The following is a 24,912-nucleotide window of genomic DNA, read 5'->3' on the forward strand; positions in this document are numbered from 1 at the left end:
CGATCAGCGCTGCGCGGCTGTCCGCTCCGCGATCCGCGCCAGGAGCCGCTTGTGCACCGTTGCCGGAAGCATGTCGGCGACGTCGCCGCCGTAGGTGGCGACCTCCTTGACGAGAGAGCTCGACAGGTAGCTGTAGGCCGGGTTGGTCGCGACGAAGAGGGTGTCGACGCCGGTGAGCTTGTGGTTCATCTGCGCCATCTGCAGCTCGTAGTCGAAGTCGTTGGCCCCGCGCAGGCCCTTGACGATGGCGGTGATCCCGTGGGCGCGTGCGTAGTCCACCAGCAGGCCCTGCCAGGAGTCGACGCGCACGTTGCCGAGATGGGCGGTGGCTTCGGTGAGCATCTCGATGCGCTCGGGGACCGTGAACATTCCCTGCTTGTTGGGGTTGATCACGACGGTCACCGTCACTTCGTCGAACTGCACGGCAGTCCGCGAGATGACGTCGAGGTGGCCGTTGGTCACGGGATCGAACGAACCGGGGCAGACCGCACTGCTCATGAGTCCGAACCGTAGCAGGTGGCGATCTCGATCCGGGTCTCACCGTACTTGCGGACGCGTTCCGGTTCGAGGGCGTCCGGCCAGACCGTCTCCGGCGAGCGGGAAGAACGCTCGAGCACCACCACCGAGCCCTCCCCCACCCAGCCCCCGTCGACCAAAACGGTGAGCATCGCGGACACCGCCTGCTCGGTCACCGCATACGGCGGATCTGCGAGCACGAGGTCGTAGACCCGGTCCGGGGCACCGCCGAGCACCGCGGCCACCGGCGCCGCCCGCAGCACCGCAGGCAGCCCGAGTTCGCGGATGTTCCGGCGAATCACCGCGGCGGCCTGCGCGTCGGACTCGACGAGCAGGGCGTGGGCAGCGCCCCGGGACAACGCCTCGAGCCCGAGGGCGCCGGAGCCGGCGTACAGGTCCAGCACCGACGCGCCGTCGAGCTCCATCCGGGCCGTGAGCGAGCTGAACAGCGCCTCGCGGACCCGCTCGGAGGTGGGGCGGGTCCCGCGGGGCGGCACCTTCAGGCGCCGCCCCCCGGCCCGGCCGGCCACGATCCGGGTCATCGCACCGTCCCGGAGAACCGTCCGATCACTCCGCGCTCTCCTCGGTGGACACGACGACCAGCAGGTCACCGCCCTCCACCTGGGACACCCCGGCGAGGGCGACGCGAGTGACCACGCCGCCGCGCGGAGCGGTGATCGCGGCCTCCATCTTCATCGCCTCGATGGTGGCGACGGTGTCGCCGGCGGCGACCCGGTCACCCTCGGCGACCAGGAGGGTCACGGCGCCGGCGAAGGGCGCGGCGACGTGCCCGGGGTTGGCGCGATCGGCCTTCTCCGCGGCCGGAACCTCGCTGGCGACGGACTTGTCGCGCACCGACACCGGGCGCAGCTGCCCGTTGAGGATGCACATCACGGTCCGGAAGCCGCGCTCGTCCGGCTCGGAGATCGCCTCGAGCCCGATCAGCAGCTCGACGCCCTTGTCCAGGCGCACCCGGTGTTCCTCCCCGCGCCGCAGCCCGTAGAAGAACTGGTTGGCCGACAGCTCCGAGGTGTCGCCGTAGCGGTCCCGGTGCTCGAGGAACGCCTGGGTCGGGCCGGGGAACAGCAGCCGGTTCAAGGTGGCGCGGCGCTCGGTGGAGGTGTCGTCGAGGGCCTTCTCCTCCTCGGACGTCAGCGGCACCTCGGCCTTGGGGGCGCCCCGGCCCTCGAGGGCCTTCGAGCGGAACGGCTCGGGCCACCCGCCGGGCGGAGTGCCGAGCTCGCCGCGGAGGAATCCGATCACCGAGTCCGGGATGTCGAAGCGGGACGGATCGGCCGCGAACTCCTCGCTGGCGACGCCGGAGCCCACCAGGTGCAGAGCCAGGTCACCGACGACCTTCGACGAGGGGGTGACCTTGACCAGCCGGCCGAGCATCCGGTCGGCGGCGGCGTACTTTGCCTCGACCTCCTCGAACCGGTCACCCAGGCCCAGCGCGATGGCCTGCTGCCGCAGATTCGACAGCTGCCCGCCGGGGATCTCGTGGGTGTAGACGCGGCCCGTGGGTGCGGGCAGGCCCGACTCGAACGGCGCGTACACCTTGCGCAGCGCCTCCCAGTACGGTTCGAGGTCGCACACGGCCTGCAGGTCGAGGCCGGTGTCGTGCTCCGAGTGGGCCGCCGCGGCGACGATCGCCGACAGCGCGGGCTGACTGGTGGTGCCGGCCAGCGCGGCGGACGCCCCGTCGACGGCGTCGGCGCCGGCCTGCCACGCCGCGAGGTACGTCGCGAGCTGGCCGCCGGGGGTGTCGTGGGTGTGCACGTGCACCGGCAGGTCGAAGTTGCTGCGCAGCGCCGAGACCAGGGTGGCGGCCGCGGGGGCGCGCAGCAGTCCGGCCATGTCCTTGATCGCCAGCACGTGGGCCCCGGCCTCGACGATCTGCTCCGCCAGGCGCAGGTAGTAGTCGAGGGTGTAGAGCGTCTCTCCGGGATTCGACAGGTCCCCGGTGTAGGACATCGCGACCTCGGCCAGGGCGGTCCCGGTCTCGCGGACCGCGTCGATCGCCGGCCGCATCTGGTCGACGTTGTTCAGCGCGTCGAAGATGCGGAAGATGTCGATGCCGGTGTCGGTGGCCTCACGGACGAACGCGCGGGTGACCACCTCCGGGTACGGGGTGTAGCCGACCGTGTTCCGGCCGCGCAGCAGCATCTGCAGGTTGATGTTGGGGATGGCCTCGCGCAACGCCGCAAGACGCTCCCACGGATCCTCGTGCAGGAACCGCAGCGCGACGTCGTAGGTGGCGCCGCCCCACGCCTCGATCGACAGCAGTTGCGGGGTCATCCGCGCGACGTGACCGGCGACGGTGAGCAGGTCCTTGCTGCGCACGCGGGTCGCGAGCAGCGACTGGTGCGCGTCGCGGAAGGTGGTGTCGGTGACGGCGAGGGCCTTCTGTTCGCGCAGCGCCTTCGCGAAGCCGTCCGGGCCGAGGGCGAGCAGCCGCTGCCGCGAGCCTGCCGGCGGGGCGACGTCGAGGTCGATCTTCGGCAGCTTGTCGTGCGGGTACACCGTCGTCGGGCGCTCGCCGTGCGGCTTGTTCACCGTCACGTCGGCCAGGTACTCGACGATCTTGGTGCCGCGGTCCGCGGACGTCTTGGCGGTCAGCAACTGGGGTCGCTCGTCGATGAACGACGTGGTGACGTTGCCGGCCCGGAAGTCCGGGTCGTCGAGCACGGCCTGCAGGAAGGGGATGTTCGTCGACACGCCGCGGATGCGGAACTCGGTGACCGCGCGGCGGGCGCGGGCGACGGCGGTGGGCAGGTCGCGGCCGCGGGCCGTGAGCTTGACCAGCATCGAGTCGAAGTGGGCGGAGACCTCGGCGCCGACGGAGGTGCCGCCGTCGAGGCGGATGCCGGCGCCGCCGGGCGTGCGGTAGGCACTGATGCGGCCGGTGTCGGGCCGGAAGCCGTTGGCCGGATCCTCGGTGGTGATGCGGCACTGCAGCGCCGCGCCGCGGATGGCGACCTTGTCCTGCGACAGGCCCAGGTCGGTCAGCGACTCGCCGGAGGCGATGCGCAGCTGCGCCTGCACCAGGTCGACGTCGGTGATCTCCTCGGTGACCGTGTGCTCGACCTGGATGCGCGGGTTCATCTCGATGAAGACGTGGTTGCCGCGGGAGTCGAGGAGGAATTCGACGGTGCCGGCGCAGCTGTAGCCGATCTGCTTCGCGAACGCGACGGCGTCCGCGCAGATCCGCTCGCGCAGCTCGGGCGCGAGGTTCGGTGCCGGGGCCAGCTCGATGACCTTCTGGTGGCGGCGCTGCAGCGAGCAGTCCCGCTCGAACAGGTGCATGACGTTGCCCTGGCCGTCGGCCAGGATCTGCACCTCGATGTGCCGGGGATCGACCACGGCCTGCTCGAGGAACACCGTGGGATCGCCGAACGCCGCGTCCGCCTCTCGGGACGCCGCCTCGATCGCCTCGCGCAGCTGGCTGCGCTCGGCGACGCGCCGCATGCCGCGTCCGCCGCCGCCGGCGACGGCCTTGACGAAGATCGGGAACTCCATCGACTCGGCCGCCTCGAGCAGCTCCTCGAGGTCGGCCGACGGCTCGGACGACGCCAGCACCGGCAGGCCCGCCGCCTTCGCCGCGGCGATCGCCCGGGCCTTGTTCCCGGTCAGCTCCAGCACGTGCGCCGACGGACCGATGAAGGTGATGCCTTCCGCCGCACACGCCGCCGCCAGATCCGGGTTCTCGGACAGGAAGCCGTAGCCGGGGTAGACCGCGTCGGCCCCGGCCTTCTTGGCGGCGGCGACGATCTCAGCCACGGACAGGTACGCGCGGACCGGATGCCCCTGCTCCCCGATCTGGTAGGCCTCGTCGGCCTTGAGCCGGTGCAGGGAATTGCGGTCCTCGTACGGAAACACCGCGACGGTACCGGCACCCAGTTCGTAGGCGGCACGGAACGCGCGGATCGCGATCTCGCCTCGGTTGGCGACAAGCACTTTGGAGAACATTGGACGACGGTACCGCGACGTAACACTCCGTTCGGCGCCTGCATCCCAGATCGTGGGACGAACGGCAGTCTTCGGCCGACTGAAACGATGCAGGTCGAGAGATCTTTAACGCGCCGGAAACACGGAGGAGGCGTCCGCCGTCACCTCACGCGGGCGCCGCACCCGACGTGCGCGAAACGTAACCTCACGACTTCTCGAGGTACGCGACCCGTTCGGTGTCGAGCGCGGCCGAGACCATGCGGGCCAGACCGGGGTGGTCCTCGAGCCGCGGATCACGGTCGGTCACCGCACGGGCGAAGGCCTGCGCGGCCGAGATGACCTCGACGTCGTCGACGAGCGAGAGCATCCGCAGCGTCGACGTGGTGCCCGACTGGGCGACGCCGAGCACGTCCCCCTCGCGGCGCTGCTGCAGGTCCAGCTGGGCGAGCGCGAATCCGTCGGTCGTCGCGGCGACGGCCTCGAGGCGGGCCATGGCGGGCGCGCCCGGTTTTGAATCGGTCACGAGCAGGCAGAGCCCCGCATGCCCGCCCCGGCCCACCCGGCCGCGCAGCTGATGCAGCTGGCTGACCCCGAAGCGATCGGCATCCACGATGACCATCACCGTCGCGTTGGGCACATCCACGCCCACTTCGACGACGGTGGTGCACACCAGCACGTCGATGTCGCCCGCGGCGAAGTCGCGCATCACCGCGTCCTTCTCGTCGGCGGGCAGGCGCCCGTGCAGCAGCCCGACCCGCAGATGGGCGAGCGGCCCCCCGGCGAGCTCCTCGAACTGCTGGAGAACCGACTTCGTCTCGGGAGGCGTGCCCTTTCCCCTGCGCCCGCCGGTCGTCTCCGCCTCGTCGACGTCGACGTCGACGAGGTCGGCGTCCTCGTCGCTGTCGCCGTCGCCGATGCGCGAGCACACCACATACGCCTGCCGGCCCGCCGCGACCTCCTCGCCGATGCGTTCCCAGGCGCGCGTCACCCAGCTCGGATGCACCTTCGCCGCCACGACCCGGCTGGTGATGGGCGACCGGCCGCGGGGCAGTTCCCGCAATGTGGACACCTCGAGGTCGCCGAGGACGGTCATCGCGATGGTGCGCGGGATCGGTGTCGCCGTCATCACCAGCACGTGCGGGCTGGCACCGTCGCGGCCGCGGTTGCGCAGCACGTCGCGCTGCTCCACCCCGAAGCGGTGTTGTTCGTCGACGACGACCAGCCCGAGGTCGTGGAACTCGACGCCCTGCTGGATCAGCGCGTGGGTGCCGATCACGAGCCCCGAGTCGCCGCTCACGATGTCGAGCAGGGCCTGCCGCTTGCGGGCGGTGCCCATCGATCCCGTCACGAGGGTGACCTTCGTGGCCAGTTCGTGGGCACCGAGTTCGCCCGCCTCGGCGAGGTCGCCGAGCATCCTCGTCAGCGACCGCGCATGCTGGGCGGCGAGAACTTCGGTCGGGGCGAGCAGCGCGCACTGGTGCCCCGCGTCGATGACCTGCAGCATGGCCCGCAGCGCCACGATCGTCTTGCCCGAACCGACCTCGCCCTGCAGCAACCGATTCATCGGATGCTCGCCGGCGAGGTCGGCCGCGATCTCGCCCGCGACGGCGAGCTGGCCGGCGGTCAGTTCGAACGGCAGCCTCCGATCGAACTCGTCGGCGATACCGCCGCTGCGGCGCGGGCACGCCGGGGCGGTGCGCACCGCGACGTCGTGTCGGCGCCGGGCGAGCACGAGCTGCACCGCCGCGGCCTCGTCGAACCGCAGGCGCTCGCGGGCGGCGGTGACGTCGTCCCGGTCGTCGGGCAGGTGGATGCGGCGCAGCGCCTCGTCCAGCCCGATCAGGCCGTGCTCGCGACGCACCCAGTCGGGCAGCGGGTCGTCGATGGTCTCGAGCTGGTCGAGGATCTGCCGCACGCATCGCATCACGGTCCACGATTCGACGTCGCGGGTGGCGGGATACATCGGGATGAGGGCCCGGTCGAAGATCGACATGTCGATGCCGCCGTCGCCCTGGGCACTGCGGGCCATCCCGGCGAGGGCGCCGGCGCCACGTACCCGGGCGGGCCGGGGGGCCGCGCCGCCGATCTCGGGGCCGCGGGGCTCGGGCAGGATGATGTAGCTCGGGTGGGCCAGGCTCCACTTGTCACGGAAGTACTTGACGGTGCCGGAGAACATGCCGCGCACCCCGGGCTTGATGTTGTACTTGACCTTGTGCGGGTTGAAGAAGGTCACGTCGATCTTCTGCCGGTCCGATTCGAGCACGACAGCGAGACGGGTACCGGGGCGGCTCTTCATCCGCACCTCGTCGGCCTTGGCCACCCGCGCGATGATCGTCACGTGCTGGCCCTCGGCCGGTTGCGAGTCGCCGAGCTCGGCGCCCTGGGTGGCGTACCGGTGGGGGTAGTGGCGCAGCAGGTCCTCGACGGTGGTCATGCCGAACGACTCGGCGAGTGCCTCCGCGGTCTTGCGGCCGAGAAGATGATCGAGTCGGTCCGCGAGTGTCGCCACTGCCGCCCTCTCCGCTCCGATCGACACCGGTACCCGGCGTCCGACTGTTCCTGTGCCGGCTATTCCACGCCGAGCTGCAGCAGGTCGCTGCGCTGCCCTCCGTGGTACACCAGCACCTCCACCTCGGGGTGGCGGTCGTTGACGTGCCGGGTCAGCTGCTCGGCGAGTCCGTCGGGGGCGTCGAGACCGACGAGCATCGTCACGAGCTCTCCGCCCGCGGCGAGCACCTTGTCGAGCAGCGACGCTCCCGCCGTCACGAGATCATGCTCGATGACTACGACATCGTGACCCGACAGGCCCAGGCTGTGCCCCGGCTCGCAGGTTCCCACCCAGGTCAGGGCGCGTTCGTTCGCGATGCGCAACGAGCCCCACCGCGTCGCGGCGGCCGCCTCCGACATGGCGAAGGCGTCGTCGGCGGAATCGCGGCTCGGGTCGTGCACCGCGAGCGACGCCAGCCCCTGCACCATCGACGAGCAGGGCAGGAACATCACCTCACGCCGGTGGTCGCGGGCCGCCGCACCCACGGCGACGAGTTCCTGGGCGGGCAGCGCACCGTTGGGCAGAACCATCACGTCGCGGCTGCCCAGCCGGCGGATCGCGTCGAGCAGATGCCGGCGGGTGATCGGATGGTCCGCTCGCACGATCGCGGCACCCTCGGCTTCGAACAGTTCCGCCGCTCCGTCGCCGGCCACGACGGCGAGCACCGAGCGAGTTCCGGCACCGGAACCGACCGGATCGACGCCGCTCCGCTGCCGAGCCTCCAGCGCGAAGCAGGTGACGCTGACCTGGTGCAGCCTCCCGGCCTCCAGGCCGGCCTCGACGGCGGCTCCCGCGTCGCAGCAGTGCACGTGCACGGACCAGGTGCCGGCGCCGTCACCGACGACGGCAACCGAGTCCCCCAGCGCGTCGAGACGGGCACGCAGGACGTCCATGCGGGTGGTGTCGGAGCCTTCCACGAAGTACATGACCTCGAAGTCCTGGCCGTCGTCGCGGAGGCCGCGCCCGTCGTGCCCGACATGCCGGACGGGGGCGCCGGGCCGCGACGTCGCGATCGGCGCCCGGTCCGGACGCCGGCCGGAAACCGTCTCGACGAACGCGTCCAGCAGCAGGAGCAGACCGAGTCCACCGGCATCGACGACCCCAGCCTCGGCCAGCACGTCGAGCTGTGCCGTGGTGCGTTGCACGGCCTCGGCGGCGGCATCGGCCGCCGCGGTCGCCACCGCCACGAGCGAACCGGATCCGCCGGCCGCGTGCGCGCCGTCGGCGGCCGCGTGCAGCACACTGACGATCGTGCCCTCGGCGGGGCAGCTCAGGGCGCGGGTGACGAGGTCGGCGGCGTGACACCAGGCGCGCCCGAGTTCGGCGCCGTCGACCACGACGGCACCGTCGAGCGCATCGGCCAAGCCACGCAGCATCTGGGCGAGGATGACCCCGGAGTTGCCGCGGGCGCCGTGGAAGGCGCCGCGCGCCAGGGCGCCGACGATCGTGGCGACATCGTCGGCGTCGGCCGCGGAGGTGTCGAGTTCCGCTGCCGCGGAGCGCAGGGTGACGAGCAGGTTGGTGCCGGTATCGCCGTCGGGGACGGGGAAGACGTTGAGACTGTTGATCTCGTCGCGGCGCTCGGCGAGGACCCGCAACCCGAGATCCACCCATCTGCGCAGGGCGGTCCCGTCGACTGCTTCCCCGACCTCGAGCACCTGCTTCCCCCTCTTCGCCCACCACGCAACCGGTGACGCAAGGGTAACGGTGTGCCCGCAGGCCGGCCGGTTTGGCCATTGCCACACCCACCCGCTACGCTTGCAGGGTTGCCTCGCACGGGTGGCGGACGCCTTCCCGTGTTCGCAGGCCGACGAAGACACGAAAATATCCACTACTCACCAAGGAGTTCGCGACTATGGCTGCCGTCTGCGACGTATGCGCCAAGGGCCCCGGCTTCGGTAAGTCGGTCTCGCACTCGCACCGGCGTACCAACCGTCGTTGGAACCCGAACATCCAGAGCGTTCGCGCTCAGGTTGCCCCGGGCAACACGCGCAAGGTCAACGTGTGCACCTCCTGCCTCAAGGCAGGCAAGGTCGTCCGCGGCTGATATCCGGTTCGACGAGGCCCCGGCGTTGCGACGCCGGGGCCTCGTCGTGTCCGGTCCCCCTCGCGAGGGACTCGCAGCCACCCGTCGCGACGGACTCGCAGCCACCCGCCGCGAGGGACTCGCAACCACCCGTCACAAGAGGCTCGCCCGGACGGTAGCGACGGCCTCGCACCGACCGTCGGGGCACCCGGTAGGGTGCCCCGGGTGACCGAATCAGTACTGTCCCACGTCCGTATCGAGGACGGCGTGCTGCGCATCGCCGTGGCGACCGCCGAGCGTGGCACCTCCCTCTCCCCCGCGGGCATGGCCCAGGGGATCGAGGCCCTGCGATCCGCCGGCGCCGGGGTCGGCGCCGTTCTGCTCGTCGGTGAAGGCGCCAACTTCTGCGCGGGCGGCGACGTCCGTGCGTTCGCCGCCGCGCCGGACCGCGGCGAGTTCGTCGGCGACGTCGCACGCCTGTTCCACGACTTCGTCCGTGCCCTCGACGCGGCTCGCATGCCCGTGGTGGCCGCGGTCCAGGGCTGGGCGGCGGGCGCGGGCATGAGCATCGTGCTGCACGCAGACATCGCGCTCGGCGGTCCCTCGACGAAGCTGCGCCCGGCGTACCCGTCGATCGGGTTCACACCCGACGGCGGGATGTCGTGGACCTTGCCGCGCGTCGTCGGGGTCGCCCGCGCGCGGGAGATCATCCTGACCGACTGTGTCCTGAACGCCGACGAGGCCGTGCGGCTCGGGGTGCTCAGCCGTCTCGTGGCCGACGACGAGGTGCAGGGCGAGGCGATGCGGGTGGCTCGCACCCTCGCGAACGGTCCCACCGCCGCCTACGCCGGCATCCGGCGACTGGTGGCCGAGTCCACGGGACGGTCGTTGTCCGAGCAGCTCGACGCGGAGGCCGAGGCGATCGCCGCGGCGGCCACCACCCCCACGGGCATCGAGGGTGTCGACGCGTTCGTAGAGAAGCGGCGCCCCGACTTCGAGTCGATCGACCGGGGCTGAGCGACTGCGGCTGAGCGACCGGGGCTGAACGACCGGGCCTGAACGACCGGGGCTCAGCCGCACCCGGTTCAGGCCAGGCGCCAGTCCACCGGGTTCCCGCCCTGATCGGCCAGCAACGCGTTCGCTCGGCTGAAGGGGCGGGAACCGAAGAACCCGCGGGAGGCCGACAGCGGCGACGGGTGCGCCGACTTCACGGTGGGCACGTCGCCGAGCATCGGCTCGAGCGTGGCCGCGTCCCGACCCCACAGGATCGCGACGAGTGGTGCCGTGCGCGCGACGAGCGCTCGGATCGCCTGCTCGGTCACGCGCTCCCAGCCCTTGCCGCGGTGCGACGCGGGCTGGCCGGGCTGCACCGTCAGGACGCGGTTGAGCAGCAGCACCCCCTGCGCCGACCACGGCGTGAGGTCGCCGTTCGGTGGTGTCGGCAGGCCGAGGTCGTCGCTGTACTCGCGGTAGATGTTGGCCAGGCTGCGCGGCACCGGACGTACGTCCGGTGCGACCGAGAAGCTCAGCCCGACGGCATGACCCGGCGTCGGGTACGGGTCCTGGCCGACGATGAGCACCTTCACCCGGTCGAACGGCTCGGTGAAGGCCCGCAGCACGTTCGCGCCGGCGGGCAGGTAGCCACGTCCGGCGGCGTTCTCGGCGCGCAGGAAATCACCCATCGCGGCGATGTCGTCGGCGACGGGGGCCAGTGCCCGCGCCCAGCCCTCCTCGACGATCTCCGGCAAGGGTCGTACAGCCATCGGTGGTGCCCGGTCCTTCTAGTCGATCCGCCGCAGCGCGCCGCGGTAGTACTCGGCGTTCGCCGCGTACATCTTGGCGTTGGCGTCGATGTGCCCCTCCGGCACCTCGTATCCCTCCCGGACCTTCGCCGGGACACCCATCGCCATCGAGCGCGGCGGGACCTGGAAGCGGGGAGCCACGAGCGCACCGGCCGCGACGATCGCCCCGTCGCCGACGACGGAGCCGTTGAGCACGAGGGAGCCGGAACCGATCAGGCAGCCGTCGCCGATGGTGGAGCCCTCGATGTGGGCGTTGTGGCCGACGACGGTTCCGGCGCCGATGACGGTGGCGTCCACGGCGGTGCAGTGGATGATCGTCCCGTCCTGGATGTTGCTCTCGGCGCCGACGACGATCCGGCCGTAGTCGCCGCGCAGGACCGCGGTGGGCCACACCGAGGCGCGGGCACCGAGGGTGACGTCGCCGATGACCACCGCATCGGGATGGACCCAGGCGTCGGGATGAATATCGGGCACACGGTCGCCGAGCGCATACACAGCCATGTCCTGAAACCTATCTCGAGAAGCTCTGCCAGCCTCCGGGGCCCGGCCGGTCGTGACCGTCGACGGTGACGCCGCGGCCCTCACGCACCGTGCCGACGGGACGCCAGCCGGCGGGTAGCGACGCGTCCGGGGGAAAGCAGGCGGCCAGGGCGTGGTCCTCGCCGCCGGTGAGCACCCACTCCCACACGTCGACACCGAGTTCCGCGGCGGCGGACCGCAGCCCGGGTCCGGGCTCGAGCAGCTCGTGCGAGACGTCGATCGCGACGCCGGACGCGGCGGCGATGTGCCCGAGGTCGGCGAGCAGGCCGTCGGAGATGTCGGTTGCGGCGTGGGCCCCGGCGGCGGCCGCGGCGGGGCCCGCGGCGTACGGGGGCGACGGCACCTTGTGGGCGGCCACCAGATCCGGGTGACCGGCGAGTCCGGCGGTGAGCACGGCCAGTCCGGCGGCGGAACGCCCGGTCGGACCGGCCAGCGCGACGATGTCGCCGGGCCGGGCCGCGGACCGCAGGAGAGGCGGGTTCCCGCCGAGGTCGCCGAGGACGGTCACCGCCACGACCAGTTGCGACGCCTGCACCAGGTCGCCGCCGACTACGCCGGCGCCGAGCGCCTCGGCGGCCTCCCCGATCCCGGCGGAGACGCCGTCGAGCACGCCGACCGGGGTGTCGGGCGGGCAGCCGAGCCCGACGAGGAAGGCGGTGGGGCGAGCGCCCATCGCCGCGACGTCGGCACCGTTCTGGGCGACGGCCTTACGCCCGACCTCGTGCGGGGTGGACCAGTCGAGGCGGAAGTGCCGGCCCTCGACGAGCATGTCGGTGGAGACGGCGACCCGTCCGTCGGCGGCGGCGACGAGAGCCGCGTCGTGTCCCGGTCCGACGAGGGTGGTGGGGGGCTGGCGGCGTCCGGCGACCGCGCGGTCGATCACGGGGAACTCGCCGAGGTCGGCGACGGTGGGGCCGGGGCGGTCGGGCGCGGTGATGCGATCCTCCCGTTCGTGGGTCGATGCGGGGCGGGCGGTGGCGGACACGGTAGTTTCGACCACGCTACCGTTCCCCGACTCCGAGAGATCATGACCGAGCCGACAGTCTCCCCCGACCCCGATCCCGACGGCACGTCCGGCGACGACGAGCACCGCCGCAGCCCTGCCCTCGTCGCCACGGCCGTCGCGCTGCCGGTGGCGTTGCTGATCGGCATCGTGGTGGCGGCGGTGCTGGCGAACCGCACCCCGGAACTGGCGCCCGTGGCGCTGGGACCGGTGGTGGCGCCGCAGGCCGAGTCACCGGAGTGCGCGGCCCTGCTGGGAGCGTTGCCCGAGGAGGTCGGCGACCTGCGCCGCGCGGAGCTGACGGACCCGGCCCCCGCGGGCGCCGCGGCGTGGCAGCCCGTCGAGGGCGAGCCGGTGGTGCTGCGGTGCGGACTGGAGCGGCCCGCGGAGTTCGATCGCGCGGCGGCGCTGCAGGTGGTCGACGGCGTCCAGTGGTTCGAGGTGTCCGGCGCCGCGGAGGGCATCGACGCGAGCACGTGGTTCGTCGTGGACCGGCCGGTGTACGTGGCGCTGACGGTGCCGAACGGTTCGGGTCCGACTCCGCTGCAGACGGTGTCGGCGGCGGTCACGCAGTCGCTGCCCCAGCAGCCGATCGATCCCGCGCCGGTCGCCGGCGGCTGACGCCGGTCGGCGACCCGCGGGATTCACTGCGCCAGCATGGATCCCGTCTCCAGGAAACGCTGGTGGAAGGACAGGGACTCGCCGAGCAGGTGCGGGGTGTGTCCCGCATCCGGCACGGCCTCGGCCCGGTCGACGTAGTCGTGCAACATGTCCCGGTAGTCCGGGTGGGCGCAGTTGTCGACGACGACCCGCGCCCGGCGCCGCGGCGACAGCCCGCGCAGGTCCGCAAGTCCCTGTTCGGTGACCAGGACCTGCACGTCGTGTTCGGTGTGGTCGACGTGCGGCACCATCGGCACGATCGACGAGATGCTCCCGCCCTTCGCGGTGGACGGACTCAGGAACATCGACAGGTAGCCGTTGCGCGCGAAGTCGCCGGATCCCCCGATCCCGTTCATGATCTTGGTGCCCATGACGTGGGTGGAGTTGACGTTGCCGTAGATGTCGGCCTCGAGCATGCCGTTCATGGCGATGATGCCGAGGCGGCGCACGATCTCGGGATGGTTGCTGATCTCCTGCGGACGCAGCACGATGTGCTCGCGGTAGAAGTCGATGTTGGACACCAGCTCGTCGATCCCGGCCTCGCTCAACGCCAGCGACGTGGCGGACGCGAAGCGGACGGTGCCGTGCTTGATCAGGTGCAGCATCCCGTCCTGGATAACCTCGGAGTAGCAGGTCAGCCCCTTGTGGGGTCCGGCGTCGAGACCCTGGAGGACCGCGTTGGCCACGTTGCCGATGCCGGACTGGAGCGGCAGGAGCGAATCCGCGGGCAGCCGTCCGCGGGAGACCTCGTGCTCGAAGAAGTCGAGCACGTGCGCGGCGATCGCCCGGCTCACCGCGTCCGGCGGGGTCAGCGGGCTGGCGCTGTCGCGGGCATGGGTCTCGACGACCGCGACGACCTTGCCGGGGTCGACGCGGAACGTGCTCTGGCCGATGCGGTCCTCGACGTCGGTGAGCATGATCGGCTTGCGGTGCGGCGGCAGCGCGGTGCCGTAGTACACGTCGTGGATGCCCGTCATCGCGGCCGGAACCCACGAGTTGACCTCGAGGATCACCTTCTCGGCGACGTCGAGCCAGGTCTTGTTGTTGCCGATCGACGCGGACGGGATCAGTTCCCCGGTCTCGGTCACGCCGGAGACCTCGACGACCGCGACGTCGACGTGTCCGTAGTAGCCCTCCCAGACCTGCTGGGCGACGTGGGACAGGTGGATGTCGACGTAGTCCATCCGGCCGTTGTTGATGTTGCGGCGGGCGGTGGGTTCGGCCTGGTACGGCATCCGCAGGGAGATGCCGGCCACCTCGGACAGCATCCGCTCGGTCTCGGCGGAGACCGACGCGCCGGTGAGGAGGTTGACCGTGAAGTCGGTGCCGGCCGCGCGGGCCGCCCCGATGCGTTCCGCGAGCGCGGGGGTGATCGCCTTCGGCGTGCCGGCGCTGGCGAAGCCGCTGATGGCGACGGTGTGGCCGGGCTGGATCCAGCGGACGGCTTCCTCCGCGGAGACGACCTTCTGCCGGAACGCCGGGTGGTCGATTCGGCTCGGGGAAGAGTCGGATGCGGGGCGGAGGAACTGCGTCTGCATAGCGAACAGGGTACGAGCATGCCCGGCGGTCGACGAAGTCTCCGTCACAGCGATCGGCCGGTTGGGGCGCGGACCACTCCCCCGCCGCAGGCCACCCCACCGGATCCACGCGGCCGCACGCCGCCCCCGCGACGGTGCCCGAAAGTGCCTGTGCGGCAGCCGGTCCTACCATCGCGACTGCACCGCTCCCGGCTCCGGGCGGCTGGGACGCCGACGGTCCCGACGCGAACGGCGTCCCGCGTCCACGCGGGGACGGGACGCGGCATCCCGACCGGCCCGACGGGTCGTTCGCCGCCGGAACGACCCCGTTCGTCGCGGAACCGGGCACGTTCGTCCCCGAAGCGGACACCACCGCCGGCCTCGCCGGCGCCCCGATGTCGTCACCGTCCGGCACGATGGGTCCCATGAGCACCGCCACCACGGATCTACGCGACGACGCCGAACGACTGCTCCGCGATCTCGCCGGACCCGGGGCCCGGTTGCGCGAGGACCAGTGGAACGCCATCGAGGCACTGGTGGTGCATCGCCGGCGAGCGCTGGTCGTCCAGCGCACGGGGTGGGGCAAGTCGGCGGTCTACTTCATCTCCGCCAAGTTGCTCCGTGCCCGCGGGCACGGGCCGACCGTGATCGTCTCCCCCCTTTTGGCCCTGATGCGCAACCAGGTGGAGGCGGCGCGGCGCGCGGGTGTCCATGCCGCCACGATCAACTCCGGCAACGTCACCGAGTGGGAAGAGATCCATCGGCAGGTCGCCGACGGCGCGGTGGACGTGCTGCTCGTCAGCCCGGAGCGACTGAACAATCCGGACTTCCGCGACCAGGTGCTGCCGTCGCTCGCTCGCGACGCCGGGCTGGTGGTGGTCGACGAGGCGCACTGCGTCTCGGACTGGGGCCACGACTTCCGCCCGGACTACCGGCGTATCCGCACCCTCGTCGCCGACCTCGGCGAGGGCATCCCGGTGCTCGCGACCACCGCGACCGCGAACGACCGCGTCGTCGCGGACGTGGCGGCACAACTCGGCGTCGGGGAGGGCCGGGGCGAGACCCTCGTACTGCGCGGGGGCCTCGACCGGCCGTCGCTGCACTTGTCGGTCCTGCGGATCGACGAGCCCGCCCGCCGGGCGGCGTGGCTCGCCCAGCACCTCGACGAGCTGCCCGGGTCCGGGATCGTCTACACCCTCACCGTGTCGGCCGCGCACGACCTGGCCGCGCTGCTGTCCGAGCACGGTCACACCGTCGCGGCATACACCGGGCAGTCGGACCCCACCGAGCGGGAACAGCTCGAGGCGGACCTGCTCGGCGACCGGGTCAAGGCGCTGATCGCCACCTCGGCCCTGGGCATGGGCTTCGACAAACCGGATCTCGGGTTCGTCGTGCACCTGGGAGCCCCGTCGTCGCCGATTTCCTACTACCAGCAGGTCGGGCGCGCGGGGCGCGCGACCGAGCGCGCGGAGGTGATTCTGCTTCCGGGTCCCGAGGACCGGCAGATCTGGAGCTGGTTCGCGTCGGTGGCCTTCCCGCGGGAGGAGGTGGTGCGGCGGGTGATCGAGGTGCTCGAGCCGGAGCGGCCGCAGTCCACGCAGGCCCTCGAGCCGCTGGTCGACCTCACCCGGTCCCGGCTGGAGATGGTGCTCAAGGTGCTCGACGTGGACGGTGCGGTGCGCCGGGTCAAGGGCGGCTGGATCGCCACCGGTGCGCCGTGGGAGTACGACGCCGACCGGTACGCCAAGCTCGAGCAGGCGCGTGCGGCCGAGCAGGAGGCGATGCTCGAGTACGAGCGGACCACCGGGTGCCGGATGGTGTTCCTGCGCACCCAGCTCGACGATCCCGGCCTGACATCCGAGACCGCGGGCTGCGGTCGGTGCGACAACTGCTGCGGGGCCCGGTGGTCGGCGGACGTCGACGACACCGAACTGGGCCGGGTGCGGGCCCGGTTGGATCGGCCGGGGGTGGACCTACCGCCGCGGCGGCAGTGGCCGACCGGAATGGCCAAGCTCGGCGTGGCGCTGTCCGGAAAGATCACCGACGGACCCGAGCCGGGGCGGGTCCTCGGCCGGCTGTCGGACCTGGGATGGGGGCCGCGGCTGCGGGCGCTGCTGGACGGCCCGGACGCGCCGGTGCCCGATGCGGTCGTGCAGGCCGCCGTGGACGTGCTCCGAGCATGGGACTGGGCGCAGCGGCCGACCGCGGTGATGGCCCTGGAGTCGGCGACCCGGCCCCTGCTGGTCGGTTCCCTCGCGACGCGCCTGGCGCAGCTGGGCCGGCTCGAGGATCTCGGCGTGCTGCGTGCCCGGCCCGGCCGGCCCGCGGTGACGGCAGCGAACTCGGCGTACCGGATCGCCGGCCTCGTGGACGCGTGGGAGAGCCCCGACCTCCACGGAAACTCTGGGCCGATCCTGCTCGTCGACGCGGTCACCGACACCGGCTGGACGCTGACGATGGCGGCCCGGACCCTGCTCCGCGCGGGTGCGTCCGCGGTGCTCCCGCTGGCTCTCGCGAGCCCGAAATAATCGCCGCGACCGGTCCGGGCGCTACATCGAGTGATCCTTCTCACACCCGCGTCTCACCTGCACGGAGGCGGGGTATCCGGTGACGGATTCCGACAAGGCGGGTGAATCCCGCCCGCGAAGTTGTTAGGTTCGAGACCGCTTATGACGCCTGTGACACCGAGAAGTACCCCGCCCACCGCGCCTGCCGAAACGGTGAACGCACCTGCCGAGCCGAATTTCCGCGCACCGCGCATTTCCGACGGAATTCGCATGTGGCAGATCGCGCGCGATTCGAAAGTGCTCGACGTCAATTCCAGTTACGCGTACGTGCTGTGGTGCCGCGACTTCGCGGCGACCTCGGTGGTCGCCACCGCTGGTGACGACGAGGCGGTCGGTTTCGTCAGCGGCTACCGCCGTCCGGAGGCACCGGACACGCTGTTCGTCTGGCAGGTGGCCGTGGACCAGGACCAACGGGGCCGCGGCGTCGCGGGCCGGATGCTCGACAGCCTGTGGGACCGACTCACCGACGCCGGTGTGACCCGGCTCGAGACGACGGTCAGCCCGGACAACGAGGCATCGATCGCGATGTTCACCGCGCTCGCCCGGCGACGCGGACTGCGCATCACCCGGAGCGAATTGTTCACCCCTTCGGATTTTCCCGATTCACACATGGCCGAGGATCTCTACACGATCGGCGAATGAATACACGACCGGCGAAAACGAATTCGCCGCAGGAGGACGAGGAATGACCATCCTGGAGCACCCCGAAACCCCCGCCAAGCACAGCATTTTCGATCACCTCGAATCCGAGGTGCGCAGCTACAGCCGTGGCTGGCCGGCCGTGTTCGAAACGGCATCCGGATCGTGGATCCGCGACGAGAACGGCAAGGACTACCTCGACTTCTTCGCCGGTGCGGGAGCCCTCAACTACGGGCACAACAACCCGATTCTGAAGACCGCGCTCGTGGACTACATCATGGGCGACGGCATCACCCACGGCCTGGACATGGCCACCCCCGCCAAGCGGGAACTGCTGGAGTCGATCGAGAGCCACATCCTGGCTCCGCGCGGCCTCGACTACAAGGTCCAGTTCCCCGGCCCCACGGGCACCAACTCGGTCGAGGCGGCCCTCAAGCTCGCCCGCAAGGTCACCGGTCGCGAGTCGATCATCAACTTCACCAACGCGTTCCACGGGATGACGCTGGGTGCGCTGTCGGTGACGGGCAACTCGATGAAGCGGGCCGGGGCCGGCGTGCCGCTGGTGCATGCCACCCCCATGCCGTTCGACAACTACTTCGACGGCGTCACCGAGGACTTCCACTGGTTCTCCCGCGTGCTCGACGACTCCGGCAGCGGCCTGAACCGCCCGGCGGCGGTCATCGTCGAGACCGTGCAGGGCGAGGGTGGCGTGAACGTCGCCCGTCCCGAGTGGCTGCGAGCCCTCGCGGACCTGTGCGCCGAGCGCGACATCCTGCTCATCGTCGACGACGTGCAGATGGGCTGCGGCCGCACCGGCCCGTTCTTCTCGTTCGAGGTCGCCGGGATCACCCCGGACATCGTGACCCTGTCGAAGTCGATCGGCGGGTACGGCCTGCCGCTCGCGCTGACGCTGTTCAAGCGTGAACTCGACGTGTGGGGCCCGGGCGAGCACAACGGCACGTTCCGCGGCAACAACCCGGCGTTCGTCACCGCGGCGAAGGCGCTGCAGCACTACTGGGCCGACGACCGTCTCGAGCGCGACACGCTGCGCAAGGGCGAGCGGATCCGGCAGACCTTCATGAACCTGTCCGACATGTTCGACGGCGTCTCCACCCGCGGCCGCGGCATGGTTCAGGGCCTGGTGTTCGACGAGCCGAGCGACGCGCAGAAGGTGTGTGCCCTGGCGTTCGAGCAGGGCCTGCTCGCGGAGACCTCCGGCCCCTCCGACGAAGTCGTCAAGCTGCTCCCGCCGCTGACGATCAGCGACGACGAGCTCGAGCACGGCCTGAACATCCTGTGCGAGGCCACCTCGGTGGTCCGGGCCTGAGCCCCGGCCACCGTCGAACCCCGCACGCGAAGACGAGCACCGGAAGGACCTGCGCATGATCGTCCGTACCACCGAAGAAATCACCGGCACCGACCGCGACATCACGTCGGACAACGGCAACTGGCGCAGCAAGCGCATCGTGCTCGGCGGCGACAAGGTCGGTTTCTCGTTCCACGAGACCACGATCGAGGCCGGCACCGTCAACGAGTTCCACTACGCCAACCACGTCGAGGCCGTGTGGCTCATCGAGGGCACCGGCACGCTCACCGACCTCGAGACCGGCACCGTGTACCCGCTCGCGCCCGGCACGATGTACCTGCTCGACGGCCACGAGCGGCACCGGGTCGAGCCCGACACCCGGATGCGCATGTTCTGCGTGTTCAACCCGCCGGTCACCGGCCGGGAGGTCCACGACGAGAACGGCGTGTACCCCCTCGTCGAGGTCGTCTGAGCGCCCGCAGCGTGTGACCGGCCGGCCCTTCGCGCCTAGAGTCGGATCCATGACCTACGAGCGACAGCCGCGGATCGCCGTCGGCCCCGCCCCGGACATCGTGTTCGACCGGGCGATCGGGGCCGGCGGCGGTCGCGTATGCGGGTTCGACGACCACCCGGACGCGGTGGTCTGGACCGGCGGATCGGACGAATTCCCCGCGGCGTTGCCGACGTCGGTGCGATGGGTCCAGCTACCCGCCGCCGGCGTGGAGGACTGGCTCGACGCCGGCATCATCCGCGCTCACCCCCAGGTGACGTGGACGTCGGCTGCCGGGGCGTTCGCCGCGACGGTCGCCGAGCATGCGCTCATGCTGCTGCTCGCCGGGGTGCGGGCGCTGCCCGACCATCTGGCCGCGACGTCGTGGACGCCGGGCGTGTTCTACCCCCAGCTGGGAACCCTGCGCGGCGCCACCGTCGGCATCATCGGCGCCGGGGGCATCGGCCGGGCCCTGATCCCCATGCTCGGCGCGCTGGGCGCGCAGGCGCTCGCGGTCACCCGCAGCGGCCGTCCGGTCCCGGGCGCCGTGGAGACCGTCCCCGTCGCACGGATCGACGAAGTATGGTCCCGCGCAGATCATTTCGTGATCGCCGCCCCGGCCACGGCTGAGACCGAGCAGCTGGTGGGGGCCGACGAACTCGCCGCGATGAAGCCCACCGCGTGGGTGATCAACGTTGCCCGCGGCAGCCTCGTCGACACCGACGCGCTGGTGGATGCTCTCAGCCGCCGTGTCATCGCGGGCGCCGGTCTGGACGTCACGGATCCCGAACCGCTGCCGGACGGGCACCCCCTGTGGTCCCTGCGCAATGCCATGATCACGCCACACGATTCCAATCCCCCGGCGCTGCGCATCCCCGCGTTCGCCGAGCACGTCACCGAGAACGTCACGCGCTTCGCGGCCGGCCTCGACCTCGCCGCGGTCGTCGACCCGAGCGCCGGGTACTGACGCACCGCTATCCTGGGCGGGGTGATCGAACCGCTGCACCACCTGCTCGACGGCCGGCGGTTGTGCGTGCTCACCGGCGCCGGGATCTCCACCGATTCCGGCATCCCGGACTACCGCAGTCCCGGCGCGCCACCCCGCAACCCGATGACCTACCAGCAGTTCGTGGGCGATCCCGAGTTCCGGCGCCGCTACTGGGCGCGCAACCACGTCGGGTGGCGGCACATGGACTCCGCGCGGCCCAACGCCGGGCACCGTGCCCTCGCCGCGCTCGAACGGCGCGGCGTCGTCCTCGGTGTCCTCACCCAGAACGTGGACCTGCTGCACACCAAGGCCGGCAGCCGGCGGGTGATCGACCTGCACGGCTGCTACGCGCAGGTGCGCTGTCTGGCGTGCAACCACCGGCTCTCGCGGTTCACCCTCGCCGAGCAACTCGCCGCCGCGAATCCGGGCTTCCTCGACCGGGTCCGGGGGACGACAGGCCTGGAGGTGGCCCCGGACGCCGATGCGGTCGTCGACGACACCGACAGCTTCCGCCCGGTGGACTGCGAGCGGTGCGGGGGAATGCTCAAACCGGACATCGTGTACTTCGGTGAATCGGTGCCTCGCGAACGTGTCGAGCGCGCGTTCGCGCTCGTCGACGAGGCGGATGCGCTGCTCGTGGTCGGCAGCTCGCTCACCGTGATGTCCGGACTGCGCTTCGTGCGGCACGCCGCGAAACTCGGCAAGCCCGTGGGCATCGTCAACCGGGGCACCACCCGGGGCGATGCGCTGGCCACGGTGAAGGTCGACGCCGGGTGCTCGGAGGTGCTCACGGCCCTCGCTGCCGGATCGCCGGCTGCCGCACCGGTCCGGTGAGCGCCCGCCTCTACAGGGTCACGAGGTCGTCGGCGTGCACCACCGGCCGCTGCAGGTCCGCCGGCAGCTGCCGGGTGGAGAACCCGATCATCCAGTCCAGTTCGGCCGCGTCGTAGGCCACTACTCCGCGCCCCACCGTCCGACCGTCGGGACCGACCAGCGCCACCACGTCCCCGCCGTGGAAGCGACCGCTCATGCCGGTGATGCCCGCCGCAAGCAGCGAACGGCGCCGTTCGACCACTGCCCGCACCGCGCCCGCGTCCAGGTGCAGGGTGCCGTGGGTGTCGGCAGCGTGCCGCACCCAGAATCGCCGCGCGGACATCCGGTCGGGCCGAGGGGCGAACGCGGTCCCCACATCCGCGGCACCGAGGGCGCGGTCGGCCTGGGACGCGGCGGTGAGCAGCACCGGCACCCCCGAGTCGGCGGCCAGTCGCGCCGCGGACAGCTTCGAGGCCATCCCGCCCGTGCCGAGGGCGCCCCCGGACCCCGCGACGACGCCGTCGAGGTCCTCCGGGCTCGTCACCTCCGCGATGAGGTGCGCATCGCCCTTGCGGGGATCGCCGTCGTAGAGGCCGTCGACATCGGAGAGCAGGATCAGCGCGTCCGCCCCGACGAGGTGCGCGACGAGCGCGGCGAGACGGTCGTTGTCACCGAAGCGCAGTTCGGCGGTCGCGACGGTGTCGTTCTCGTTGACCACCGGCACGGCGTGCAGCGCGCGCAGCCGGTCGAGGGTGCGCTGGGCGTTGCGATGCTGGGTGCGTCGCGCGATGTCGTCGGCAGTGAGCAGCACCTGCCCGACGGTGCGGCCGTACCGCGCGAAGGAGGTACCCCACGCGTGGGCGAGGGCGAGCTGCCCGACGCTGGCCGCGGCCTGCTTGGTGGCCAGGTCACGGGGCCGGACGGTCAGGCCGAGCGGGGCGAGTCCGGCACCGACCGCACCGGAGGACACCACCACGACGTCCGAGCCGCCGCGCATGCGCCCCTCGAGCGCGTCGACGAGACGGTCGAGTCGGTCCCGGTCCAGTCCGCCGACCAGGCTGGTGATGGCGGACGAGCCGATCTTCACCACGACGCGGCGTGCGCCGGCGACGGCCTCCCGGGTATCGCTCACGATCTCCTGCTTCTGGTTCGAGGTGGTCAGAACTCGTCGTCGGTCGCGAGACCGCGTCGCACCTTCTTGGCGTGGCGACGTTCGGCCGCCCCGACGCGATCGACCTGGTCGAGGCGGGCGTCGGTGCCGCGTCCGGTGGGCACAACGTCCACGCCGGCCTGCGTCTGCGGCTCCCACTCGAAGGAGACGTCGCCGATCGTGACGGACGCGCCCGGTTCGGCGCCCTGCTTGACGAGTTCGTCCTCGACACCGAGGCGGGCCAGCCGGTCCGCGAGGTAGCCGACGGCCTCGTCGTTGTCGAATGCGGTCTGCCGCACCCAGCGTTCGGGCCGGGTGCCGCGCACGATGAAGCCGCCCGGCGTCTCGGGATCGGCAACGACGCTGAACCCGGTCTCGTCGACGGCGACGGGCCGGATGACGGGCCGTCGCGGCGCCGCCGGCGGATGCGCCTTCCGGTACTCCTCCACCATTCGCGCCAGCGCGAACGTCAGTGGCCGCAACCCCTCCCGGCTGACGGCGGAGATCCTGAACACCGGCCAGCCCCGCTCCTCGAGATCCGGGGTGACGAAGTCCGCGAGTTCGGCGGCGTCGGGCACGTCGACCTTGTTCAGGATGACGATGCGGGGACGGTCGGCGAGATCACCCAGGCTGCTGTCGCCGGACAGCGCCGGCCGGTAGGCGGCCAGCTCGGCCTCGAGCGCATCGATGTCGGAGATCGGGTCGCGGCCCGGCTCGAGCGTGGCGCAGTCGACGACGTGGGCCAGCACAGCGCACCGCTCGAGGTGGCGCAGGAAGTCCAGGCCGAGCCCGCGGCCCTCGCTGGCACCGGGAATCAGGCCCGGCACGTCGGCGACGGTGAACGTGGTGTCGCCCGACTGCACGACCCCGAGGTTGGGGACGAGGGTGGTGAACGGGTAGTCGGCGATCTTCGGCTTGGCCGCGGACAGCACCGACACCAGGGACGATTTGCCCGCCGACGGGAAACCGACCAGCCCGACGTCCGCGACGGACTTGAGTTCGAGGACGAGGTCGCGCTCCTCCCCCTCCTCGCCGAGCAGGGCGAAGCCGGGGGCCTTGCGGGCCTTCGACGCCAGGGCCGCGTTGCCGAGACCTCCGCGGCCGCCGTGCGCGGCGACGAAGCGGGTGCCGGAGCCGACCAGGTCGGCCAGGATCCGGCCGTCCTTGTCGAGCACGACGGTACCGTCGGGCACCTTCAGCACGAGGTCGCCGCCGTTGGCGCCGTCGCGGTTGCTGCCCGCGCCCTGGGTGCCGTTCGTGGCCTTCGCGTGCTGGTGGAAGTGGAAGTCGAGGAGGGTGTGGACACCCTCGTCCACCTCGAGCACGACGTTGCCGCCGTTTCCGCCGTTACCCCCGTCGGGGCCGCCGAGCGGCTTGAACTTCTCCCGGTGGACGGAGGCGCAGCCGTTACCACCCTTGCCGGCGGTGACGTGCAGCACCACCCGGTCGATGAAGCGGGACATGGGTGGACCTCCGTCGAATGGTGGAACTGTTGTGTCGGCCGGTGCTCCCGCTGTGCCGGGATCACCGGAGTCGTGCCGGGACCACCGCGCTGCCGATGGTCCGAAAACAGTAGGGGCGGACCCGGGTGTGCGACCCTGGTCCGCCCCTACTGGGAGTATGTGCGAAGGAGACCTTCGCGGTGTCCGATTCGGACGGCAGATCAGGCGTCTGCCGCGACCGGAACGATGTTGACCGTCTTGCGACCACGCTTGGTGCCGAACTCGACGGCACCGGCAGCAAGCGCGAAGAGCGTGTCGTCGCCGCCACGACCGACGTTCACGCCGGGGTGGAAGTGGGTGCCACGCTGGCGCACCAGGATCTCACCGGCGCTGACGGCCTGGCCGCCGAAGCGCTTGACGCCGAGACGCTTGGCGTTCGAATCGCGACCGTTGCGGGAGCTGGATGCACCCTTCTTGTGTGCCATGACGAACCCTCCTGGGGTTTGAAGCGGAAGCCCGAATTACTTGATGCCGGTGACCTTCAGGACCGTCAGCTTCTGACGGTGACCCTGGCGCTTGTGGTAGCCGGTCTTGTTCTTGAACTTGTGGATGCGGATCTTCGGGCCCTTGGTGTGCTCGACGATCTCGCCGGTGACCGTGACCTGCGCCAGCTTGTCGGCGTCGGTGGTCAGCTCGGCTCCGTCGACGACGAGGACCGGAGCAAGCGAGACAGCAGTGCCGGGCTCACCCTCGATCTTCTCGACCTTGACGAGATCGCCCTCAGCGACCTTGTACTGCTTACCGCCGGTCTTGACGATCGCGTACGTTGCCATCGGACGGCTACCCCTTGCTAGTTCGAACGTGCTCGCGCCACGGTGTGCAACGCGACTGGTCTGGTGGTTGCTGACTCGGGGCCGCCACAATCCCGCATCGGGCGCAGCAGGGCCGTATCGCCGA

22 protein-coding genes are annotated in these 24,912 nt (G+C 71.4%); 9 read left to right on the top strand and 13 right to left on the bottom strand.

Translation table 11 applies throughout. The features are described from left to right. Nucleotides 1-3: 3 nt before the first annotated feature. The 5 genes from coaD to RR3_RS14295 form a co-directional block, all read right to left on the bottom strand. The gene (coaD, locus tag RR3_RS14275) at nt 4-498 is read right to left on the bottom strand and encodes a pantetheine-phosphate adenylyltransferase (RefSeq protein ID WP_003939055.1); all 495 of its coding nucleotides are present in this window, start codon (nt 496-498) and stop codon (nt 4-6) included. Next, nucleotides 495-1,127 carry a 16S rRNA (guanine(966)-N(2))-methyltransferase RsmD gene (gene rsmD / locus RR3_RS14280; protein ID WP_228287162.1) on the bottom strand — a complete coding sequence of 211 codons (633 nt, stop codon included), beginning with the start codon at nt 1,125-1,127 and terminating at the stop codon, nt 495-497. The genes coaD and rsmD overlap by 4 nt, the downstream gene beginning before the upstream one ends. Continuing rightward, entirely contained in the window at nt 1,084-4,485 is a 3,402-nt protein-coding gene (locus tag RR3_RS14285) for a pyruvate carboxylase (protein ID WP_010592791.1), read from the bottom strand. The genes rsmD and RR3_RS14285 overlap by 44 nt, the downstream gene beginning before the upstream one ends. Nucleotides 4,486-4,669: 184 nt before the next feature. Continuing rightward, nucleotides 4,670-6,973: an ATP-dependent DNA helicase RecG gene (recG, locus tag RR3_RS14290; RefSeq protein WP_040271770.1), complete on the bottom strand. Its 2,304-nt coding sequence runs from the start codon at nt 6,971-6,973 to the stop codon at nt 4,670-4,672. Nucleotides 6,974-7,032: 59 nt separating this feature from the next. Further along, nucleotides 7,033-8,670 (bottom strand): DAK2 domain-containing protein, encoded by a 1,638-nt coding sequence (locus tag RR3_RS14295; RefSeq protein ID WP_017680525.1) that lies wholly within the window; start codon nt 8,668-8,670, stop codon nt 7,033-7,035. Nucleotides 8,671-8,867: 197 nt separating this feature from the next. Here RR3_RS14295 and rpmB point away from each other — a divergent pair, with 197 nt between their 5' ends. After that, nucleotides 8,868-9,059, top strand: coding sequence for a 50S ribosomal protein L28 (gene rpmB / locus RR3_RS14300; protein WP_003939060.1), 192 nt, complete (start codon nt 8,868-8,870; stop codon nt 9,057-9,059). Nucleotides 9,060-9,263: 204 nt separating this feature from the next. Continuing rightward, the gene (locus RR3_RS14305) at nt 9,264-10,055 is read left to right on the top strand and encodes an enoyl-CoA hydratase-related protein (protein ID WP_010592795.1); all 792 of its coding nucleotides are present in this window, start codon (nt 9,264-9,266) and stop codon (nt 10,053-10,055) included. A gap of 68 nt (nt 10,056-10,123) precedes the next feature. On the opposite strand, the gene RR3_RS14310 is transcribed toward RR3_RS14305, so the two are convergent. Genes RR3_RS14310 through RR3_RS14320 form a run of 3 tightly spaced genes read right to left on the bottom strand, consistent with a single transcriptional unit; the run spans nt 10,124 to nt 12,317 of the window. Continuing rightward, nucleotides 10,124-10,801: a uracil-DNA glycosylase gene (locus RR3_RS14310; protein ID WP_010592796.1), complete on the bottom strand. Its 678-nt coding sequence runs from the start codon at nt 10,799-10,801 to the stop codon at nt 10,124-10,126. An 18-nt stretch (nt 10,802-10,819) separates the two neighbouring features. After that, on the bottom strand, nt 10,820-11,341 hold the full coding sequence (locus tag RR3_RS14315; RefSeq protein WP_010592797.1) for a gamma carbonic anhydrase family protein: 522 nt from the start codon (nt 11,339-11,341) through the stop codon (nt 10,820-10,822). Between the two features lie 10 nt (nt 11,342-11,351). Continuing rightward, entirely contained in the window at nt 11,352-12,317 is a 966-nt protein-coding gene (locus tag RR3_RS14320; protein WP_072786457.1) for a thiamine-phosphate kinase, read from the bottom strand. Between the two features lie 90 nt (nt 12,318-12,407). Between RR3_RS14320 and RR3_RS14325 the strand changes: the two genes are divergently transcribed. Further along, nucleotides 12,408-13,004, top strand: a complete 597-nt coding sequence (locus tag RR3_RS14325; protein WP_010592799.1) for a DUF3515 domain-containing protein — start codon at nt 12,408-12,410, stop codon at nt 13,002-13,004. Nucleotides 13,005-13,027: 23 nt separating this feature from the next. Here RR3_RS14325 and scpC read toward each other — a convergent pair whose 3' ends face one another. Beyond that, nucleotides 13,028-14,581, bottom strand: coding sequence for a succinyl-CoA:acetate CoA-transferase ScpC (gene scpC, locus RR3_RS14330; RefSeq protein WP_017680522.1), 1,554 nt, complete (start codon nt 14,579-14,581; stop codon nt 13,028-13,030). Between the two features lie 404 nt (nt 14,582-14,985). On the opposite strand from scpC, the gene RR3_RS14335 reads away from it, so the two are divergent. From RR3_RS14335 to RR3_RS14360, 6 genes are all read left to right on the top strand, one after another. Then, nucleotides 14,986-17,088, top strand: coding sequence for a RecQ family ATP-dependent DNA helicase (locus tag RR3_RS14335; protein WP_026137702.1), 2,103 nt, complete (start codon nt 14,986-14,988; stop codon nt 17,086-17,088). A gap of 141 nt (nt 17,089-17,229) precedes the next feature. Next, the gene (gene ectA, locus RR3_RS14340; RefSeq protein ID WP_026137701.1) at nt 17,230-17,769 is read left to right on the top strand and encodes a diaminobutyrate acetyltransferase; all 540 of its coding nucleotides are present in this window, start codon (nt 17,230-17,232) and stop codon (nt 17,767-17,769) included. A 43-nt stretch (nt 17,770-17,812) separates the two neighbouring features. Next, nucleotides 17,813-19,093 (top strand): diaminobutyrate--2-oxoglutarate transaminase, encoded by a 1,281-nt coding sequence (gene ectB / locus RR3_RS14345; protein ID WP_010592803.1) that lies wholly within the window; start codon nt 17,813-17,815, stop codon nt 19,091-19,093. A 55-nt stretch (nt 19,094-19,148) separates the two neighbouring features. After that, nucleotides 19,149-19,544: an ectoine synthase gene (locus RR3_RS14350; protein WP_010592804.1), complete on the top strand. Its 396-nt coding sequence runs from the start codon at nt 19,149-19,151 to the stop codon at nt 19,542-19,544. A gap of 49 nt (nt 19,545-19,593) precedes the next feature. Next, nucleotides 19,594-20,529 carry a D-isomer specific 2-hydroxyacid dehydrogenase family protein gene (locus RR3_RS14355; RefSeq protein ID WP_017680520.1) on the top strand — a complete coding sequence of 312 codons (936 nt, stop codon included), beginning with the start codon at nt 19,594-19,596 and terminating at the stop codon, nt 20,527-20,529. 21 nt (nt 20,530-20,550) lie between these two features. Next, nucleotides 20,551-21,384: an NAD-dependent protein deacetylase gene (locus RR3_RS14360; RefSeq protein WP_064066182.1), complete on the top strand. Its 834-nt coding sequence runs from the start codon at nt 20,551-20,553 to the stop codon at nt 21,382-21,384. Nucleotides 21,385-21,394: 10 nt separating this feature from the next. On the opposite strand, the gene proB is transcribed toward RR3_RS14360, so the two are convergent. The 4 genes from proB to rplU all read right to left on the bottom strand — a co-directional run bounded on the left by proB (nt 21,395) and on the right by rplU (nt 24,788). Then, complete coding sequence (proB, locus tag RR3_RS14365; RefSeq protein ID WP_010592807.1) at nt 21,395-22,495, bottom strand: glutamate 5-kinase; 1,101 nt, start codon at nt 22,493-22,495, stop codon at nt 21,395-21,397. Between the two features lie 26 nt (nt 22,496-22,521). Then, nucleotides 22,522-23,976, bottom strand: coding sequence for a GTPase ObgE (gene obgE, locus RR3_RS14370; protein ID WP_010592808.1), 1,455 nt, complete (start codon nt 23,974-23,976; stop codon nt 22,522-22,524). A gap of 200 nt (nt 23,977-24,176) precedes the next feature. After that, nucleotides 24,177-24,440, bottom strand: coding sequence for a 50S ribosomal protein L27 (rpmA, locus tag RR3_RS14375; RefSeq protein ID WP_003939075.1), 264 nt, complete (start codon nt 24,438-24,440; stop codon nt 24,177-24,179). Between the two features lie 36 nt (nt 24,441-24,476). Beyond that, nucleotides 24,477-24,788, bottom strand: coding sequence for a 50S ribosomal protein L21 (gene rplU, locus RR3_RS14380; RefSeq protein ID WP_003939076.1), 312 nt, complete (start codon nt 24,786-24,788; stop codon nt 24,477-24,479). Nucleotides 24,789-24,912: the final 124 nt, after the last annotated feature.

The sequence above is a fragment of the Rhodococcus ruber NBRC 15591 genome (genome assembly GCF_001894945.1).
In the GTDB taxonomy this organism is placed as follows: domain Bacteria; phylum Actinomycetota; class Actinomycetes; order Mycobacteriales; family Mycobacteriaceae; genus Rhodococcus; species Rhodococcus ruber.